This is a genomic window from Massilia sp. LXY-6, from assembly GCF_051233485.1.
GTDB lineage: Bacteria > Pseudomonadota > Gammaproteobacteria > Burkholderiales > Burkholderiaceae_D > Telluria.
In genome coordinates, this window is record NZ_JBKFGF010000023.1 from 108613 (window position 1) to 126837 (window position 18225).

16 protein-coding genes are annotated in these 18225 nt (G+C 68.4%); 7 read left to right on the forward strand and 9 right to left on the reverse strand.

All coding sequences use genetic code 11. The annotated features are described in order from the left end of the window. Positions 1-47 precede the first annotated feature (47 nt). The 3 genes from ACI48D_RS12095 to ACI48D_RS12105 all read left to right on the forward strand — a co-directional run bounded on the left by ACI48D_RS12095 (position 48) and on the right by ACI48D_RS12105 (position 5269). Complete coding sequence (locus ACI48D_RS12095; RefSeq protein WP_435571596.1) at positions 48-3572, forward strand: indolepyruvate ferredoxin oxidoreductase family protein; 3525 nt, start codon at positions 48-50, stop codon at positions 3570-3572. Positions 3573-3829: 257 nt separating this feature from the next. Further along, positions 3830-4024 carry a hypothetical protein gene (locus tag ACI48D_RS12100; RefSeq protein ID WP_435571465.1) on the forward strand — a complete coding sequence of 65 codons (195 nt, stop codon included), beginning with the start codon at positions 3830-3832 and terminating at the stop codon, positions 4022-4024. Between the two features lie 9 nt (positions 4025-4033). Further along, positions 4034-5269 carry a cation:dicarboxylate symporter family transporter gene (locus tag ACI48D_RS12105; protein ID WP_435571466.1) on the forward strand — a complete coding sequence of 412 codons (1236 nt, stop codon included), beginning with the start codon at positions 4034-4036 and terminating at the stop codon, positions 5267-5269. Positions 5270-5307: 38 nt separating this feature from the next. Here the strand turns inward: ACI48D_RS12105 and ACI48D_RS12110 are convergent, their stop codons facing one another. The 4 genes from ACI48D_RS12110 to ACI48D_RS12125 all read right to left on the reverse strand — a co-directional run bounded on the left by ACI48D_RS12110 (position 5308) and on the right by ACI48D_RS12125 (position 9435). Beyond that, positions 5308-6072 carry a slipin family protein gene (locus ACI48D_RS12110; RefSeq protein WP_435571467.1) on the reverse strand — a complete coding sequence of 255 codons (765 nt, stop codon included), beginning with the start codon at positions 6070-6072 and terminating at the stop codon, positions 5308-5310. Then, on the reverse strand, positions 6072-7463 hold the full coding sequence (locus tag ACI48D_RS12115; protein WP_435571468.1) for an NfeD family protein: 1392 nt from the start codon (positions 7461-7463) through the stop codon (positions 6072-6074). Before ACI48D_RS12115 ends, ACI48D_RS12110 begins: the two co-directional genes overlap by 1 nt. Positions 7464-7525: 62 nt before the next feature. Then, entirely contained in the window at positions 7526-8329 is an 804-nt protein-coding gene (locus tag ACI48D_RS12120; RefSeq protein ID WP_435571469.1) for a LytR/AlgR family response regulator transcription factor, read from the reverse strand. After that, a complete protein-coding gene (locus ACI48D_RS12125; protein WP_435571470.1) occupies positions 8326-9435 on the reverse strand; it encodes a sensor histidine kinase in 1110 nt (369 codons plus the stop codon). Before ACI48D_RS12125 ends, ACI48D_RS12120 begins: the two co-directional genes overlap by 4 nt. 173 nt (positions 9436-9608) lie before the next feature. Here ACI48D_RS12125 and ACI48D_RS12130 point away from each other — a divergent pair, with 173 nt between their 5' ends. Together ACI48D_RS12130 and ACI48D_RS12135 are read left to right on the forward strand one after the other, a co-directional pair. Continuing rightward, positions 9609-10586: a ribonuclease Z gene (locus ACI48D_RS12130; RefSeq protein WP_435571471.1), complete on the forward strand. Its 978-nt coding sequence runs from the start codon at positions 9609-9611 to the stop codon at positions 10584-10586. Between the two features lie 102 nt (positions 10587-10688). Next, complete coding sequence (locus ACI48D_RS12135) at positions 10689-10817, forward strand: hypothetical protein (protein ID WP_435571472.1); 129 nt, start codon at positions 10689-10691, stop codon at positions 10815-10817. Here ACI48D_RS12135 and ACI48D_RS12140 read toward each other — a convergent pair. After that, entirely contained in the window at positions 10814-11356 is a 543-nt protein-coding gene (locus ACI48D_RS12140; RefSeq protein ID WP_435571473.1) for a DUF488 domain-containing protein, read from the reverse strand. The genes ACI48D_RS12135 and ACI48D_RS12140 overlap by 4 nt on opposite strands. Positions 11357-11726: 370 nt before the next feature. On the opposite strand from ACI48D_RS12140, the gene ACI48D_RS12145 reads away from it, so the two are divergent. After that, entirely contained in the window at positions 11727-12470 is a 744-nt protein-coding gene (locus tag ACI48D_RS12145) for a hypothetical protein (RefSeq protein WP_435571474.1), read from the forward strand. On the opposite strand, the gene ACI48D_RS12150 is transcribed toward ACI48D_RS12145, so the two are convergent. Next, positions 12416-13288 carry a hypothetical protein gene (locus ACI48D_RS12150; RefSeq protein ID WP_435571475.1) on the reverse strand — a complete coding sequence of 291 codons (873 nt, stop codon included), beginning with the start codon at positions 13286-13288 and terminating at the stop codon, positions 12416-12418. The two genes, ACI48D_RS12145 and ACI48D_RS12150, sit on opposite strands and share 55 nt — an antisense overlap. A 170-nt stretch (positions 13289-13458) precedes the next feature. Here ACI48D_RS12150 and ACI48D_RS12155 point away from each other — a divergent pair, with 170 nt between their 5' ends. Further along, positions 13459-14913, forward strand: a complete 1455-nt coding sequence (locus ACI48D_RS12155; protein WP_435571476.1) for a Ppx/GppA phosphatase family protein — start codon at positions 13459-13461, stop codon at positions 14911-14913. Here the strand turns inward: ACI48D_RS12155 and ACI48D_RS12160 are convergent. From ACI48D_RS12160 to ppk1, 3 genes are all read right to left on the reverse strand, one after another. Then, complete coding sequence (locus tag ACI48D_RS12160) at positions 14910-15149, reverse strand: hypothetical protein (protein WP_435571477.1); 240 nt, start codon at positions 15147-15149, stop codon at positions 14910-14912. The two genes, ACI48D_RS12155 and ACI48D_RS12160, sit on opposite strands and share 4 nt — an antisense overlap. Before the next feature lie 400 nt (positions 15150-15549). Then, the gene (locus tag ACI48D_RS12165) at positions 15550-16023 is read right to left on the reverse strand and encodes a SixA phosphatase family protein (protein WP_435571478.1); all 474 of its coding nucleotides are present in this window, start codon (positions 16021-16023) and stop codon (positions 15550-15552) included. Beyond that, complete coding sequence (ppk1, locus tag ACI48D_RS12170; protein ID WP_435571479.1) at positions 15989-18154, reverse strand: polyphosphate kinase 1; 2166 nt, start codon at positions 18152-18154, stop codon at positions 15989-15991. Before ppk1 ends, ACI48D_RS12165 begins: the two co-directional genes overlap by 35 nt. Between the last annotated feature and the right edge of the window lie 71 nt (positions 18155-18225).

An 18225-nucleotide genomic window follows, 5' to 3' on the forward strand; every position in this document is an offset into this window, starting at 1 on the left:
GACAAAATCTTTCGCGGTCCAGGGAATATCATAGTTGCATGAACGACATGACATTCCCCGCGCCGGCCGGGCTGGCGGACCCCGACTACGCACTCGACGACAACCTGACCCGTAGCCGGGGCCGGGTGTTCCTGACCGGTACCCAGGCCCTGGTGCGCCTGCTCTGCATGCAGAAGCAGCTCGACGAAGCGAACCGGCTGCAAACCGCTGGTTTCGTCAGCGGCTACCGCGGTTCGCCGCTCGGTGCGGTGGACCAGGAGCTGTGGCGCGCGAAGGCGCTGCTGCAGGAGCGCCAGGTCGAATTCCTCCCCGCGATCAACGAGGAGCTCGGCGCGACGGCCGTGATGGGATCGCAGCAGGTCGAGGCCAATCCGACCCGCAAGGTCGACGGCGTGTTCGCGATGTGGTACGGCAAAGGGCCGGGCGTCGACCGCGCCGGCGACGCGCTCAAGCACGGCCACGTCTACGGCTCGTCGCCGCATGGCGGGGTGCTGGCGATCCTGGGCGACGATCACGGCTGCGTGTCCTCGTCGATGCCGCACCAGAGCGAGCAGGCGCTGATCGCCTGGGGCATGCCGGTGATTAACCCGGCGAACATCCAGGAATACCTGGAATTCGGCCTGTACGGCTGGGCCCTGTCGCGCTATTCGGGCGCCTGGTGCGGTTTCAAGGCGATCTCCGAAACGGTGGAAGGCGGCGCGGTGGTCGAACTGCCGCCGATGCCTTCGTTCGCCACGCCTACCGATTACACGCCGCCACCCGGCGGCCTGCATAACCGCTGGCCGGATTTGCCGGGCCTGGCGCTGGAGCAGCGCGTGGCCGCCAAGCTGGAGGCGGTACAGGCTTTTGCGCGCGCCAATTCGATCGACCGCCTGGTCGTGCCCGCGCCCGGCGCGTCCATCGGCATCATCGGCGCCGGCAAGGCTTACCTCGATCTGATCGAAGCACTGGAGCGCATGGGCCTGGGCCTCGAACGCCTGCAAGAACTTGGCGTGCGCCTGTACAAGCCGGGCCTGAGCTATCCGCTGGAGGCGACCCGCCTGTCGGCCTTCGCGCAGGGGCTGGACGAGATCCTGGTGGTCGAGGAAAAAGGCCCGGTGATCGAACAGCAGGTCAAGAACCTGTTCTATAACCTGGCCCCGGAACGGCGCCCCGCCGTGATCGGCAAGACCGACCGCGACGGTGCAGCGCTGCTGTCCGCGCTGGGCGAACTGCGGCCGTCGCGCATCGCGCCGGTGCTGGTGCGCTGGCTCGGGGCAAAATTTCCGGCGCTGGACCTGCACCGCTTCCTGCCGGATTTCTGCGCCGCCGAGCTGCCCTCGAACGGCCTTGATGCCATCAAGCGCACGCCGTATTTCTGCTCCGGCTGTCCGCACAACACCTCGACCCGCGTGCCCGAGGGTAGCCGCGCGCTGGCCGGCATCGGCTGCCACTTCATGGCGACCTGGATGCAGCGCGACACCTATTACCTGTCGCAGATGGGCGGCGAGGGCGTCAGCTGGGCCGGCACCTCGCGCTTCGTCGATGAGCCGCACATCTTCCAGAACCTCGGCGACGGCACCTTCTACCATTCCGGATCGCTGGCGATCCGCCAGAGCGTCGCCGCCGGCGTCAACATCACCTACAAGATCCTGTACAACGATGCGGTGGCGATGACGGGTGGGCAGCCGGTGGACGGTACGCTGTCGGTGCCGCAGATCCTACAGCAGGTGATCAGCGAAGGCGTCAACAAGGCCGTGGTGGTCACCGATTACCCGGACAACTACGAAGGCGTGGCGCTGCCGGACGGCGTGAGCGTGCATCACCGCAGCGAACTCGATGCGGTCCAGCGCAGGCTGCGCGAGATCCCCGGCGTGACGGTGCTGGTGTACGACCAGACCTGCGCCGCCGAAAAGCGCCGCCGCCGCAAGAAGAACACGCCGGACAAGACCGTGTTCCTCGATCCGGCCCGGCGCATGATGATCAATCCGGCCGTGTGCGAAGGCTGCGGCGATTGTGGCGTGCAGTCGAACTGCCTGTCCATCCTGCCGCTCGAGACGGAACTGGGCCGCAAGCGCCAGATCGAGCAATCGTCCTGCAACAAGGATTATTCCTGCGTCGAGGGCTTCTGCCCGAGTTTCGTCTCGGTCCTGGGCGGCACGCTGCGCAAGCCGGGCGGCCAGAAACTATCCCTGGCCGACCTGGAGCGCGCGCTCGCGGCGCATTCGCTGCCGCCGCAGCCCGCACTGGAGAAACCCTTCGAGATCCTGGTGGCGGGCGTCGGCGGCACCGGTGTCGTCACGGTGGGCGCCCTGGTCACGATGGCCGCGCACCTGGAAGGCAAGGGTGCGTCCACGCTCGACTTCATGGGCTTCGCGCAGAAGGGCGGCGCGGTGCTGTCGCACGTGCGCGTGGCCTCCTCACCGGAGCGCCTGCACCAGGTACGGATCGACCTGCGCCAGGCCGATGCGGTGTTCGCCTGCGACCTGGTGGTAGCGAGCATGCCGGACGGCCTGGCCGTCATGCGCCACGGGCACACCAGGGTGGTCGCCAACGAACACGAGATCCCGACCGCCGATTTCACCCGCGACCCTGATGCGCAGGTCGACCGCGAAGGCCTGCTGGCCAGGCTGGGCGCCGCCGCCGGAGACTCCCGGCTGCTGCGCCTCGATGCGCAGGCGACGGCATCGCGCTTCCTCGGCGATCCGGTCGGCAGCAATGTCCTGCTGATGGGCTATGCGTGGCAGCAGGGGCTGGTGCCGGTGGGCCTGGCCGCGCTGATGCGGGCGATCGAACTGAACGGCGTGGCGGTCGACATGAACAAGCGCGCCTTCACGCTGGGCCGCCTGCTCGCCGCGGACCCCGCTGCGCTCGAGGGCATGGCGCAGCCGGCGCAGGTGATCCAGTTTGCTGCGTCGAAGTCGCTGGAAGAGATGGTCGCCTTCCGCGCCGACTGGCTGACCGGCTACCAGGACGCCGCCTATGCGCGCCAGTACCGGGAGGCGGTGGCCGCGGTCGAGCGGCGCGAGCTGGCGCTCGACGGCGAGGGCTCGCGCCGGCCGGTGAGCAAGGCGGTCGCGCGCAACCTGTTCAAGGTGATGGCGTACAAGGACGAGTACGAAGTGGCGCGCCTGCATGCCGACCCCGCCTTCCGCGCCCAGATCGCCGCGCAGTTCGACGGCGACGTCAAGCTGGCCTTCCACCTGGCGCCGCCGCTGCTGGCGCGCAAAAAGCCGGGTTCCGAGCTGCCTGCCAAGGCGACGTTCGGCGGCTGGATGATGCCGGTGTTCGGCGCGCTGGCCCGTCTCAAGAGGCTGCGCGGTACGCCGCTGGACCCGTTCGGCTACACGCGCGAGCGCCAGCGCGAGCGCGCGCTGCGCGACCGCTACCTGGCCTTCGTCCGCGAGCTGGCCGCCAGCCTGGGGGCGCACAACAAGGAAGCGGCGCTGAAGCTGGCGGCCTTGCCGGACAAGGTGCGCGGCTATGGCCACATCAAGCAGGCGGCCATGAACAACCTGGACGCGCAGTGGCCGGAGCTGCTCGCCCGCTACCGCGGCGAGCAGGTGGTGGCGCTGGTCAGAACACGTGCATGATGCCTGCCGCCATACCGAGTCAGCCCAGGCGAATCCAGGTTTGACCTTGACGGCGAAGCGCTCCAGGTCTTCGGTACTGTCATCGTGGCAAATAATCCGCAAAAGATGCTACCAATCCCTTTCTCCAAGGTAAAATATCCCGAAAATTGGTATCCCATACATAAAACATATTAAGGCGGCATGGAACTGAGACACCCGCGCTATTTCGTGGTGTGGCCGAGGAAGGCTATTTCACCCGTGCCGCCAGACGCCTGGGCATGCGGCAGCCGTCATTGAGCCAGCAGATCCGGGCCCCGCAACGGAACGTCGGCTTCGGGCTGTTTCGCCGGCATCGGAAAGGCGCCGCGCTTGGCGCCGGGGGCGACAGCTTCCTGGCGGAGGCGCGCGAGGGCAGCGCCACGGTCGGGCGCCTGATCGGCACTGGTGCCGGGGTCGCCGCAGTGCCGGCGTAAGGGCAGGGCGTGCGCGGACTGCATCGATCCCCCTTCCTGCCGCTGGCGCTGCCGGTCGCCGCAGGCCTGGCGCTGGGACTGTTCGCCCCATCGCTGGCGGCGCAGATGGAGCCCCTGGGCGAAGCCTTCATCCGCCTGCTCGGCTGGCTCACCTACCCGCTGGTCTTCTGCATGCTCGCCGCCGGCGTTGCGGCGCTTGGGCGCGACCGCGAGCAGGGCCGCACCGGCGCCTATGCATTGATCTACTTCGCGGCGATGTCACTGCTGTCGCTGCTGGCCGGGCTGGCGGCCGGCTGGGCCTTGGAGCCCGGCGCCGGCGCCTCGCTCGCGACGGGGGCGGCCCCCGCGTCGAGCGCTGCGCCGCTGCAGGCCGGGATGCTGGACTGGCTGGATCGCCTGCCACCGCTGCGGGCAAACAACCTGCCGCTGCTGGCTGCGGCGCTGCCGGCCGGGCTGCTGCTGGGACGCCTCCCGCACACGGGCGCGCTGGCGCTGGTCGAGCGCTGCCGTGCGCGCCTGTTCCAGGCGATCAAGGCCGTTCTGCAGCTGGCGCCGCTGGCCGCGTTTGGCGCGATGGCGGCGACAGTGGCACACCACGGCCTGGTGTCGCTGCTGCCGCTGCTGAAGTTCATTGCCGCGATCAACCTCGCGAGCCTGCTGTTCGTGCTGGTCGTCCTGGGCGGCATGGCGCGGCTCGCCGGGCTGCCGCTGCTGCGCTTCCTCGCCTATGTGCGCGCCGAACTCTACCTCGTGTTCTTCACGAGTTCTTCGCTGGCCGGCCTTGCGCCGCTCAGCGAAAAGCTCGAACGCCTCGGCTGCCCGCGCGCGGTAACCGGGGTCGTGCTGCCGTTTTCGTATTCCCTCAACCTGGCGGGTACCTACCTGTACATCGCGCTGGCGCTGATGTTTCTGGCGCAGGCCGCCCGGGTGCACCTGGGCTGGCATGAGCTGGTGCTGATGCTGGGCGTGGCGCTGGTCAGCAGCAAGGGAGCGGTCGGGGTGGCGGGCTCCGGCATCGCCACGCTGGCGGCGACGGTGGCGCTGCTGCACGTGGCGCCGCCGGAGATGGTGGCGATCCTGTTCGCGGTCGACCGCACCATGAAATGCCGGCTGCTGACGAACGTCATCGGCCACGGCGTGGCATGCGTCGTGGTAGCGGCGTGGGAGGGGAGCCTGGACCGGGCGGCCCTCGAGTACAGGATGTACAGTGAACGATTCGTCTTGCCCCAAAAAGAACCATCATGATCGACCATATCGAGCCGACCGGGCCGTCACGGCGTGATTCAGCCCGCACCGGACGCCTTGTCCCTGGCCCCCGCCAGCAGATCGATCGGCAAGGGAAACACGATGGTCGACGACTTGTCCCCGGCGATCGCGCCCAGGGTCTGCATGTAGCGCAGCTGCATCGCCCCTTCCTGCTGCGACAGCACGAAGGCCGCCTGCTGCAGCTTTTCCGAGGCCTGCAGTTCGCCCTCGGCGTGGATCACCTTGGCGCGGCGCTCGCGCTCGGCCTCGGCCTGGCGGGCGATCGCGCGCACCATTGATTCGTCGAGGTCGATGTGCTTGATCTCGACATTCGAGACCTTGATGCCCCAGGCGTCGGTCTGGGCGTCGAGCACCTTCTGGATGTCCAGGTTCAGGCGTTCGCGCTCGGCCAGCATCTCGTCGAGTTCGTGCTTGCCCAGCACGGAACGCAAGGTGGTCTGCGCCAGCTGGCTGGTCGCTTCCATGAAATTCGCCACCTGGATGATCGCCTTTTCCGGGTCGACCACGCGGAAATAGATCACCGCATTCATCTTGACCGACACGTTGTCGCGCGAGATGACGTCCTGGGTCGGCACGTCGAGCACGACGGTGCGCAGGTCGACCCGCACCATCTGCTGGAACAGCGGAATCAGGATGATCAGGCCGGGACCCTTTACGCCCCAGAAGCGCCCGAGCTGGAACACGACGCCGCGTTCGTACTCGCGCAGCACCCGGATGGCCGAGGCCAGCAGCGGGAACAGCAGGATGATGAGCGCGCCGAAGCCGATACCGATATTGAACATTATCCTTGCCCTCCCTGTGCGGCGTCGACCGGGACGACCTCCAGCGTCAATCCCTTGCGGCCCACGACCTTGACCGTTTGTGCGCGACGCAGGGGCAGGGCGCAGGCTGCCTGCCACAGTTCGCCTTCGATGCGTATCCAGCCCTCGCGGCCGCCGTCCGGCGCGACTGTCTCGACCTGGGCGGTCGCGCCGATCAGCGTGGCGGCACCGCTGGCGACCGGGCGTCTGCGGCTGGCCAGTGCGAGGCGGGCGGTGCCGATCAGCAGCAGCGCGCTGGCCAGGCCGAGCGCGCCGATCAGTCCCGGCGGGATGCCGTACCCGGGCACGTCCGTGTCCACGAGCATCAGCGCGCCCGCGATGAAGGCGACGATGCCGCCGAAGCCGATCACGCCGAAACTGGGCAGGAAGGCTTCGGCCACCATCAGCATCAGGCCGAGCAGGGCGAGCGCCAGGCCCGCGTAGTTCACCGGCAGCAGCTGCAGGGCATAGAGCGCCAGCAGCAGGCAGATGGCCCCGACCACGCCGGGCGCGACGAAGCCGGGGTTCATGAATTCGAACACCAGGCCGTAGACGCCGATGGTCATCAGGAGCAGGGCGACGCTGGGATGGGTGACCGCCGCCAGCAGCCGGGTGCGCCAGTCCGGCGCGAATTCGGCCGGCACCACCCCGCGGGTAGCGAGGCGCCGGGCCTGTCCGAGGGCGGTGAGCGTCTTGCCGTCGAGCTGGGCCAGCAGGCTCGGCACGTCCGGCGCGACGATCTCGATGACGTGCTGTGCCAAGGCTTCCTCGGCGCTCAGGCTGACGGATTCGCGCACGGCGCGCTCGGCCCAGTCGGCGTTCCGTCCGCGCATCTGCGCCAGGCCGCGCAGGTAGGCTGCGGCGTCGTTGACCTGCTTGCGCGCCATGGTGGAGGCTTCGTTGGCGTTATTTGTCTCGCTATTTGCAGCCTTATCCGGCTGCTTCTGCCCTCCGGGCTGCCGGGGCTGGCCCAGGCCGATCTCGACCGGCGTGGCCGCGCCGAGGTTGGTGCCGGGCGCCATCGCCGCGACATGGCTCGCGTACAGGATGTAGGTGCCGGCACTGGCGGCGCGGGCGCCGCCGGGCGCGACATAGGCGGCCACCGGCACGGGCGAGGTCAGGATCGCCTTGATCACTTCGCGCATGGCGGTGTCGAGCCCGCCCGGCGTGTCGATTTCGAGGATCACCAGCTGGTGCCCGAGCCTGGCGGAGCGGGCGATGCCGTGCACGATGTAGTCGGCATTCGCCGGGCCGATGACGCCGTCGACGGTCAGCAGGCCGACTCCTGCGGCGCCGTGGGCGGCAGGTGAAAGGACCAGGGCGAGCAGGAACATCACCGCTGCGAAGGCCAGGAAGCGCGTTCGCCGAATCATCGTTCGGTCTCCACCGATGGGTCAGGAAGCCGGCCGGAGGACGCCTGACTGCCTGGCCTATGTTACATCTGCCGGAAAAGGTGCGCAAACAGTGGGCTGACCTTGAGTCGGTCGTTTCTGCCGTGCAGCGCCAGGCTGAGCTTGCCCAGCTCGTCGCGGCTGGCGCTGGCCACGTGCTTCATGTTGACGATGCTGCCGCGGCTGACCTGGCAGAACTGGGCCGGGTCGAGCTGCGCCATCAGCTCCTTGAGCGGCAGCCGGATCAGGGCTTCGCTGTCCGCGGTGGCGACGTTGACGTACTTGTCCAGCGCCTGGAAGTACACCACGTCCTGCACCGGGATCATGCGCACCACGTTGCCGACCGCGGCGCGGATCGTGGTCAGGCGTTCCGGCACCGAAGCCAGCGGCAACAGGGCGCGCATCTGCTCGATCAGCCGGGCCATGCCGTCGTCGTCGCCGCCGGCCTGGCCGCGGGCGAGCAGGCGCGTGCGCAGGCGCTCGACCGTGCGGCGCAGGCGCTCGTCGCTGACCGGCTTGAGCACGTAGTCGGCGGCGGCCTGCTCGAACGCCTTGAGCGCGTAGTCGTCGTAGGCGGTCACGAACACCACTTCCGGGAAAGGCTGGGTGCCGTCCCAGCGTTCGGCCAGCTCCTCGGCCGCTTCGAGCCCGGTCTGGCCGGGCATCTTGATGTCCAGGAACAGGATATCCGGACGCAGCGCCAGCGCCTGCTCGACCGCCGCCAGGCCGTTCGGCGCGGTGCCCACGATCCGGAGCCCCGGCCACAGCCGTTGCAGCGACTGGGCGAGGACGGCGGCGAGGATCGGTTCATCCTCGGCGATCAGGACATCGACAGCGAATGCGCTCATGGGAGCTCCAGGGGAAGGGTGAGTCGGACTTGCGCGCCTTGCGGCGGGGAGGGGAGCAGCTCGGCAGAGGCGCGCTCGCCATATAGTACCCGCAGGCGCTCGCGGGTGGTGGACAGGCCGACACCACCGCCGTGCCTGTGATCCGGGCCGGGGCGATCCAGGCCGAGGCCGGTGTCGCGCACCGTGATGTCGAGCCGGTCGCCGCGCTGTGCCGCTTCCAGCGTGACCGTGCCGCCGTCGAGCTTCGGCTCGAGGCCGTGCACGATCGCGTTCTCCACCAGCGGCTGCAGCAGCATGGTCGGCAGGCGCGCCGCGCGCAGTTCGTTCGGCAGCTTGCAGCGGTAGGCGAGGCGGGCGCCCATGCGCACCGACATCAGGCCGAGGTAGGCTTCGAGCGCCGAAAATTCCTGTTCCAGCGTGGTGGTCTCGGCGCGCGAGACGCTCAAGGTGGCGCGCAGGTACTGGATCAGCTGGTCGAGCATCGTGCCGGCCTGCTGCGGGTCGATGGCGATCAGGCCCTGCAGGTTGGCCAGGGTATTGAACAGCATGTGCGGCTCAATCTGGGCCTGCAGCAGGCGCAGCTGGGCCTGCAGGGCCTGGCGTTCGACGGCCTCGGCCCGGGCCTGTGCCTCCCTGTGTTCCACCTTGATGCGCTCGACCCGCTCGCGGCTGACGATCAGCAGCGAGAATGCGCCAATGCACAGCATCGAGAACAGGATCATGCTGACCTGCCGCTGCGACGGATAATCGGCCAGGCTTGGCCAGCGCTCGCCCAGCAGCAGCGCGCCCAGCACGATGCCGCTGTAGTGCGCCACCGGCGCCGTCGCCACGACCAGGGCGATGAAGGGCGGCCATATGTTGCGCCGCGCCGAGGGATCGTCCCAGAACAGCAGGCGGGCGCCGTCGACGATCAGCAGCGACACCAGTCCGATGCAGAGCGAGTACACGATCTGGCTGACCAGAATCTGCGGCTTGCCCTCCACCAGCGTGATCAGGACCCCGGCCAGGGTGCTGTAGACGGCGGCCAGGCGCAGGTCCCGGAAGAGGCGGCGCAGCTTTGCCGGCACGGCGGCGCCCAGGGCAAGGGAATCGGTAAGGGTCGTCATGCTCTGCCTTTCTGCCAACAATGCCGGGTATTGTGCCGAGCCGGCGGCGCGAGGACAAGCCGGAATGCGACGAAGCCTTGGGAAGGTGGCGCGAAACGGGGCTGCAGCGGAGCGAAGGCAGGGAATCGCATGCCCGATAATGGCATCGACGCAGCAGACAGGAGAACGACAGCATGGAATTCCAGTTCCTCGGCACCTCATCGGGAACCCCGAGCAAGACCCGCAACGTGAGCGCGCTGGCGCTGCGCTCGCTGGGCGCGTCGCGCGCCGCGCGCCACTGGTCGCTGATCGACTGCGGCGAAGGGACCCAGCACCGCATCCTGCGCACCCACTGGTCGCTGCACGACTTGCGCGCCATCTTCATCACCCACATGCACGGCGACCACTGCTACGGCCTGCCCGGACTGCTGGCCAGCGCCGGCATGCTGAACCGCACCGCGCCGCTGACCCTGGTCGGGCCGGCGCCGCTGCGCCCCTTCCTGGAGGGGGTGATGGCGACCACGGAGCTGGGACTGCCGTTCCCGATCGAATTCGTCGACGTCACGCGGCTCGAGGAATCCGAGGTGCTGCCGGACCTGCGGGTAGCCGCGACCGCGCTGTCGCACCGCATGCCCTCGTGGGCCTATTCGTTCACGGAGCGCGAGGTCGAGCGCAAGCTGGACACGGCGAAGCTGGAGGCGGGCGGCGTGGCGCGCGGTGTCGCCTGGGGCGAACTGCAGCACGGCAGGCGTGTCACGCTGGCCGACGGCCGGGTGCTCGATCCGCGCGACTGGTTGCTGCCGGGCCGCAAGCCGCGCAAGCTCATCGTCGGCGGCGACAACGACAGTCCGGAGCTGCTCGCCGACGAGGCGCGCGACGCCGAGGTACTGATCCACGAAGCAACCTACACCGAGGAGGTGTTGAAGAAGGTCGGGCCCGGACCGCAGCACAGTTCGGCGCGGATGACGGCGCTGGCGGCCGCGCGGGCCGGGGTGCCGAACCTGGTGCTGACCCATTTCAGTCCGCGCTACCAGCTGGAGAATAAAGGGACGCAGACGATGGCGGACCTGGAGAACGAAGCGCGCGAGGTGTATGACGGCCAGCTGTTCCTGGCCAGCGATTTCGACCGTTACGTGCTGGACCGGGAGCGGCGGCTCACGCTGCAGGCCTGAGCGGACCGGCTGTTCACTCCAGTAGCGCGACACCCGCATATGCCGTTTCGGCACGGCCTTGTCGAGCAGCAGCTGGCGCACCCGCGCCGGGCAGGGCCGTGCATGCGCCCTGCACAGCAAGGACGGCAGGCTGAAGGAAGCTGCGCTGGACGGGTCACGGACGAGGAAAAGGACGCGCTGCTGGACGCGCCGGCGCGGGTGCGCGCGAATCTGCAGGCGATGCCGGACTAGGATGCAGGACTGGTTGAGGCTTCTTCCGGTGGATAGGTGATGCGCAAGCCGTCGACCTTGGCAAACGGCGTGAGCTTGTGCGGCCGCGGTTTCTGGGGGCCGATGATTTCCTCGACCGGAATGCCGCGCACCAGCAGCGCGTCGGCCACCAGCGAGCGGTGGCAGCGCCAGGGCACGGCCTCGGCGCACATCAATGCGCAGCGGGTGTTTTCGGCCAGCGCGATCACCGCCTCGACATTCCGTGCGAACTCCGCGGATTGCATGTAGTCGGCGTAGCCCCGGAAGGAGGTATTGCGCCAGCCGCTGTTCGGCGAGTCCGGGCGTGGACGCCTCAAGCCGCCCAGGCCGGCCAGATAGCGGTAGTCGATGCCGGCGGCGGCCAGCGAGCCCGGCAGCTGGTCCTGGCCGAACTGGGGATTGTGGCGCGACTTCGGCACCGTGCGGATGTCGAGCACGCAGGCGACGCCGTTTTGCTTCAGCAAGCCGATGAATTCCTCGATCGAGCGGTTCGAATGGCCGATGGTGCAGACGGTTTCCATGCTTTCATTCTTGCACAGGGATCTGGCCGGGGGCGCCCGGCTGCCGGGAAATCCGCCCGCCGCCCCCTATCGCCGCCATGCGCACGTTCCTCCGGAGCCCGGCCCTTGCCCTCGTCCTGATCGCCCTCGGGGCGGTGTTGGCTCCGTGGCTGGAGAACCTGGCCTACGCGATCCGGCTGGGTGCGATGCCGGCAGCAACCGGCTCGGCGGGCGGAGCGATCAACCCCTACCCCTTGCTGCGGCACGCAAGACCTGATACGGCCGATTCCTACAAGCGCACCGGAGACTGCGCCGCTTCCGGCAGCCCCGGCGTGCTCCGCACTACAATCGTGCAAACCTATCCAGCCAATGAAACCAGAATGATTCAGCGATGGACACCCTTGAAGCCAGAAATTTTGTCGAGCCGAAAATCAACCAGCAGTTGAGGCCGGACACCGTCCTGTGGCGCTACCTGGACGCCGCCAAGCTGTTCGACTTTTTCGAGAACTCGACCCTGTTCTTCTGCCGCGCGGACCGCTTCAGCGACAAGTTCGAAGGCGCGTTCACGCCCTCGCTGCGGCAACAGATCAGCGAAGCCTATGCGAAGGGTGAGATCGACTACACCTACGAACAGTTCAAGCGGCGCATGCGTGAGTCCGTCTTCATCAATTGCTGGCACCGCAGCCAGGACGACAGCGCCGCCATGTGGGCGCTGTACGGCAAGTCGGAATGCGCGGTGGCGCTGACGACCACGGTGGGCCAGCTGGCCGACACCGTGCGCGGCATCGAAAAAGAGCAGGACATCTCGATCGAGCGGGTCGAGTACGTCAAGCACTGGAGCGATCCCAAGCTGGACGTCTCGCCCGACTACGCCCGCATCTTCGCCTACAAGACCAAGGCCTACGAATACGAAAAGGAAGTGCGGGTCATCATCGACCGCACCGGGCGCGATCCGGTGCCCGAGATCGCCCATGCCGGCATCGTGGTGCCGATCGACGCCGGCCGGCTGCTGCGCAGCATCGTGATCGCGCCGGACGCGCCTCCCTGGTTCGAGGCGCTGGTGCGGCAGTCGGCGCGGCGCTACGGCATCGGTGCGCCGGTGCGGCGCTCGAAGCTGGCGACCGACCCGATCTGAGCGCGGCGGCGCAGCGCGCCCCCCACCAGCACCAGGCCCGGCGCCAGCATCCAGGCCGCGGCCGGCTCGGGCACGGCCGCTACCGTGGAAGCGGCACGGGTCCACACCAACACGTCGGTAGCGATATAGCCGTAAGCGGCGGCGTCGGTGCCGTTGCCGAAAGTAAGGCTGCGCCGGAGCTCGTCGTCGAAGCTCGGCTTGCCGGACGAGGTCGAGGCTTCCAATTGCGCGCCGTCGCTCCAGAAGCTGGCGTTGCCGTTCCCGAAGTACAGGCCGGCCTCCAGGTCGAGCTGGGCGCGCGCGTACTCGTCCGTGGACAGGTCGCTGACCTTGCCGGTGGCATGCGCGGCGGCGCTCAGCACCACGCCGGTGCCGGGTCCCAGCAGGAACTGGAGGAAGGGCGCGTTGACCTGGCTGTCGGTCATGTCGAACGCGCCCGCGGTGCCCGTGCCCGTGGTGGACGCCCCGGCTTCCAGGCGCGGGCTGCCCGGTCCGGCCCCGCTCATCCGCCCGAACCCGCTGTGCAAGCCATCCGTATAGTCGGCCGACAGCGCCCCGCTGCCGTCGCCCATCTTGTCGATGCCGGAATGGCTGCCGTTCGACCAGATGCTGATGTTGATGGCGCCCGGCGATTGCTTGCCGTAGGGGATGGGCTGGAAGACGAGCGAGGGCGCGATGCCGTCGTCGGGGCGAAGGTCGACCAGGGTCCAGGTGAGCGGACCCTGGACGATGTGGCCGGTGGCGCTGGCCTGCGCGGCCAGCGGCGCCAGGCCGGCCAGGGCGGCAATGAAGGCGGTTGCGATGGAGCGAAGCGGCATGGCGGCCTCCTGCAAGCACGATCCCGACAGCTTAGCAGACGGCACGGCGCGCACGATGGCGGGCGCGACAGCTGCGGCGAACGAGCAACTCGGCAGGAGCGTCAGCGGCGGCGTGCAAGGCCGTAGCCCATGCGGCTATACTGCATACAACGCCTTTCCGGACAGATTTCATGTACGCAGCAGTCGACCTCGGTTCTAACAGTTTCCGCCTCCACATCGGCGAAGCCATCGCCGGCCACATGCACATCGTGCGCACCGCGCGCGACCCGATCCGCCTCGCGGCCGGGCTGGGGCCGGACGGTGCGCTGACGAGTGAGGCGATGGAGACGGCGGTGCGCAGCCTGCGCGAGTTCGGCCTGCTGCTGCGCCAGTACCGCCTGGACGCGGTGCGGGTGGTGGCCACCAACACGATGCGCGTGGCCACCAACGCCCAGGCCCTGCTGCCGCGCCTGGAGGCGGCGATCGGCCATCCGATCGAAGTCATCTCGGGCGAGGAAGAGGGGCGGCTGATCTACATGGGCGTCTCCGCCGCGCTCGGCCGGCCCTCTGAACAGCGCCTGGTGATCGACGTCGGCGGCGGCTCGACCGAGGTGATCGCCGGCCGCGGCGACGAGATCCAGCTGGTCGAGTCCTTCAGCATCGGCACCCATCCGCAGAGCGCCGCCTACTTCCCCGGCGGGGTCGTCGACGCCGCGGCCTTCGAGGCCGCCGTCAATGGCGCCCGTGCGCGCTTCGAGGACGTGGCCGACCAGTACCGCGCGCACGGCTGGCAGGCCGTGTACGGGTCCTCGGGCACGATCCGCGCGATCAACGAGGTCATCTCGCGCAGCCGCCTCGGCGACGGCACGATGTCCCTGGAAAGCCTGCTGGCGCTGCGCGACCGGCTGATCGGTGCCGGCCACGTCGACGCCTTCGATCTGCCCGGCATCAAGCGCGAGCGCGTGATCGTGATGGCGGGCGGCCTCAGCGTGTTGATTGGCGCGATGGAGGAGTTCGGGGTGCGCGCGATGACCGCGATTAACGCCGGCCTGCGCCTGGGCGTGCTGTCCGACCTCGAGCTGCGCGCGCGCCGCAGCGACCGCCGCGACAGCGCGGTCCAGGACTGCATGCGCCGCTTCGGCGTGGACGAGCAGCGCGCGCTGCGCACCGCCGCCATCGCGCGCCAGCTGTTCGACCGGCTGGGCACGGGCGACGACAGCCTGCGCCGCCACCTGCTGTGGAGCTGCCTGCTGCACGAGGTCGGGCAGGCGGTCTCGCATACCGGCGCGCACAAGCACGCCGCCTACATCGTCGAGCATGCCGACCTGCCGGGCTTCACCAGCCGCGAGCAGCGCCTGATGAGCACCATCGTGCTGGCCCAGAAGGGCAACCTGCGCAAGGTGCGGGAAGAGCTCGGCGCGCCCGAGCTGGCGCGGGCCGTGCTGGCGATGCGCCTGGCCGCCGTGTTCATGCACGCGCGCGTGGACGGCGACGTTGACGCCCTGCGCCTGCGCATGAAGAACCGCATCGAGATCGACACGCCGCGCGGCTGGCTGAAGCAGCACCCGACGGTGGCGGCCTGGTTCGAGAAGGAAGCCGCGGCCTGGACCGAGGTCGGGATCGGCTTCCAGGTCACCCAGGCCTAAAGGGGAGGACGTCCCCGGTGGCCGGCGCCCCGGGCGGGCAGCCCGCCGCCGCCGCGGGCGAGGGGACTGCCGAGCGGCTGCTGCACGCTGGCGCTACCGTCCCGGACGATGCCGGCGCCGGCCGACAGCTCGGCCGGCAGCTCGGGCGGCGCGAGCTGGCCGGCCCGGGCCCGCGCGACCGCCAGTGCAAGGCCGAGCCCGAGCCCGAGCACGACATGGGGCGGCACCCTGATCATTCGACACCGCCTTCCCCGGCGGCAGGGTAGGCGGCATGGGAATCGGCGGCGGCCCGATACGGACCGGGCGCTGCGACATCCGGCGTCATGCACGGCAGGCAGTTTGCTCTCATCTTTGCGTCACCTCCAGGACAATGAACAGGCGGTCATGAAACTGGTGTCATTGTCGGCGGGGCGCTGCGAGGGGTGTTTGAAGCTGCTACCGGGCAGGGCCGGCGCTTGTCTGAGACGGCGCAATACTCTTTGTGAATGTGCTGCTTTTGCGCAAATAAATGCAAATAGACAAGGTAATTGCGCAGCAGGCGGGACTGGCGGCCATAAAAAATGCAACTAACCGACAATAGAAAATAAGAAACCGCACAAGCCGGGGCCGTGCCGGCCCCGCCACGTCTTCAACAATTCAGCGCAGCTTGCCGATAATATCCGGGCCGACCGCCAAGCGCACAAAAGGCGCCGGATCATCCTCGCCCTTGTGCGAGATCCAGAACACGCTGGCCTTGCGGATCTTCCAGTCGTGCACCTGGCCGCTGAAGATCAGGGAAGCAACCTGGCCCAGCAGCGGGTTGTGGCCGACGACCACGACCGGCTGGCGCGCGTTCGGCCAGCCGCTGGCTTCGAGAATGGCTTGCGGGGTCGAGTCCGTGTTCAGCGCATCGACAATCTGGAACTTGCGGCCCAGTCCGTCGGCCGTCTGCACGCAGCGGGTGGCGGGGCTGGACAGGATGCGGCAATGCGCGGGCAGCTGGCGGTCGAGCCAGGCGCCGACCCGCGAGGCGTGGCGCGAGCCCTTCGGGGTCAGCGCGCGCAACTGGTCGCCCAGCTGGTCCGGCTTGTGCGCCTCAGCTTCGGCGTGGCGCCACAGGATCAGTTCCATGTTCGTTGTCCTTGTCGTGTTGGTCCATCCCCATGCCCAGCGCCTCCATCAGGTGCAATTGGGCGCTGTACGGCGCCTGGCTGCCGCGCGGCTTGCGGCGCCGGTAGTGGCCGTCGCTGCCCAGCTCCCAGGCGTCGACGTTGTCCTTCAGGTAGACCTGCAGGCCTTCGCGCAGCACCCGCTTCTTCAGCGCGGGCGAGCGGATCGGGAAGGCGATCTCGACGCGGCGGAACAGGTTGCGGTTCATCCAGTCGGCGCTGCTGAGGTAGACGTCGTGCTGCAGCTTGTTGCGGAAGTAGAAGATGCGGCTGTGCTCGAGAAAGCGGCCGACGATCGAGCGCACCCGGATGTTCTCGGACAAGCCCCGGACGCCGGGCCGCAGCGAACAGGCGCCGCGCACGATCAGGTCGATGCGCACGCCGTCGCCGGAAGCGTCGTACAGGGCGCGGATCACCGATTCGTCGGTCAGGGAATTCATCTTGGCGATGATGCGCGCCGGCTTGCCTTCGCGCGCGATCGCGGCTTCCTGCCGGATCGCTTTCACCACTTCCTTCTGCAGCGAGAACGGCGCCAGCCAGATGCTGGAGAGCTGGGTCGGGCGCGTCATGCTGGTCAGGTGGATGAAGACCTCGTTGACGTCGGCCGTCAGCTCGTCGTTCGAAGTCAGGAGGCCGAAGTCGGTGTAGTGCTTGGCCGTGGTCGTGTTGTAGTTGCCGGTGCCGAGATGGGCATAGCGGCGCAGGCCCTGCGGCTCGCGGCGCAGCACCAGGGCCAGCTTGGCATGGGTCTTCAGGCCCACCACGCCGTACACGACCTGGGCGCCGGCTTCCTCCAGGCGCTCGGCCCAGTTGATGTTGGCTTCCTCGTCGAAGCGCGCCATCAGCTCGACGATGACGGTGACTTCCTTGCCGCGCAGCGAAGCCTCGATCAGCGCTTCCATCAGCTCGGAATTCGAACCGGCGCGATAGATGGTCTGCTTGATGGCGACCACGTTCGGGTCGCTTGCCGCGCAGCGGATGAAGTCGATCACCGGCTCGAAGGACTGGAAGGGATGGTGCAGCAGCAGGTCCTGGCGGCTGAGGACGGCGAAGATGTCCTGGTGGCTCGCCAGCTTGGCCGGGAAGCCCGGCACGAAGGGCGCGAACTTCAGCTCGGGACGCGCGTTGCTGTTGACGATCTCCAGCAGGCGGCCCATGTTGACGGGGCCGTCGACGCTGAACAGGCGCGAGCGGTCGATCGAGAACTGGTCGAGCAGGAAGTCCGCCAGATGGCGCGGGCAGCCGCGGCCGACTTCGAGCCGCACCGCGAAGCCGTAGTTGCGGCTGTGCAGTTCGCTCTGCAGGGCCTGGCGCAGGTTCTTGACTTCTTCCTCGTCGACCCACAGGTCGCTGTTGCGGGTCACCCGGAACTGCGAGTACGAGACCACGTCGCGCCCGGTGAACAGGTCGGCCATGTGGGCCTGGATGACGGAGGACAGCAGGCAGTAGGAGGCGCCCGGCTTGTCGGACAATTCGTCCGGCAGGCGGATCACGCGCGGCAGCACGCGCGGCGCCTTCATGATCGCGATCCCGGTGCCGCGCCCGAACGCGTCCTTGCCCGCCAGTTCGACGATGAAGTTCAGGCTCTTGTTGATCACGCGCGGGAAGGGGTGGGCCGGATCCAGCCCGACCGGCGTCAGCAGCGGCCGCACTTCCTTGTCGAAGTACTGCTTGACCCAGGCCTTCTGGGCCGCGTTGCGGTCGGAGCGGCGCAGCAGGTGGATGCCGTTCTCGGACAGGCGCGGCAGGATCTCGCCGTTCAGCAGCGCGTACTGGCGTGCGATGATCTGGCGGCATTCCTCGCTGGCGCCGTCCAGGTTGACGCTGGGGACCTCGTCGAAGCCGGCGATGCCGCTCTGGTGGCGGTGCTGGGCCAGCAGGCTGGCGACGCGCACTTCGAAGAACTCGTCGAGGTTGCTGCTGACGATGCACAGGAAGCGCAGGCGTTCGAGCAGCGGCAAGGCAGCGTCCTCGGCTTGCGCCAGCACGCGCCGGTTGAATTCCAGCAGCGATAGCTCCCGGTTCAGGAACAGGCCCGGGCTGTCGACGTTCAGCGCTGCGAGCGCCTCGTCCGGTTTCAACTTCATGTCCATTGGGCTCGGATATTTCACTCGTGGCAACGGAGTGTAGAGCCCGATTATGACAACTTCGTGAATGCCCTGTC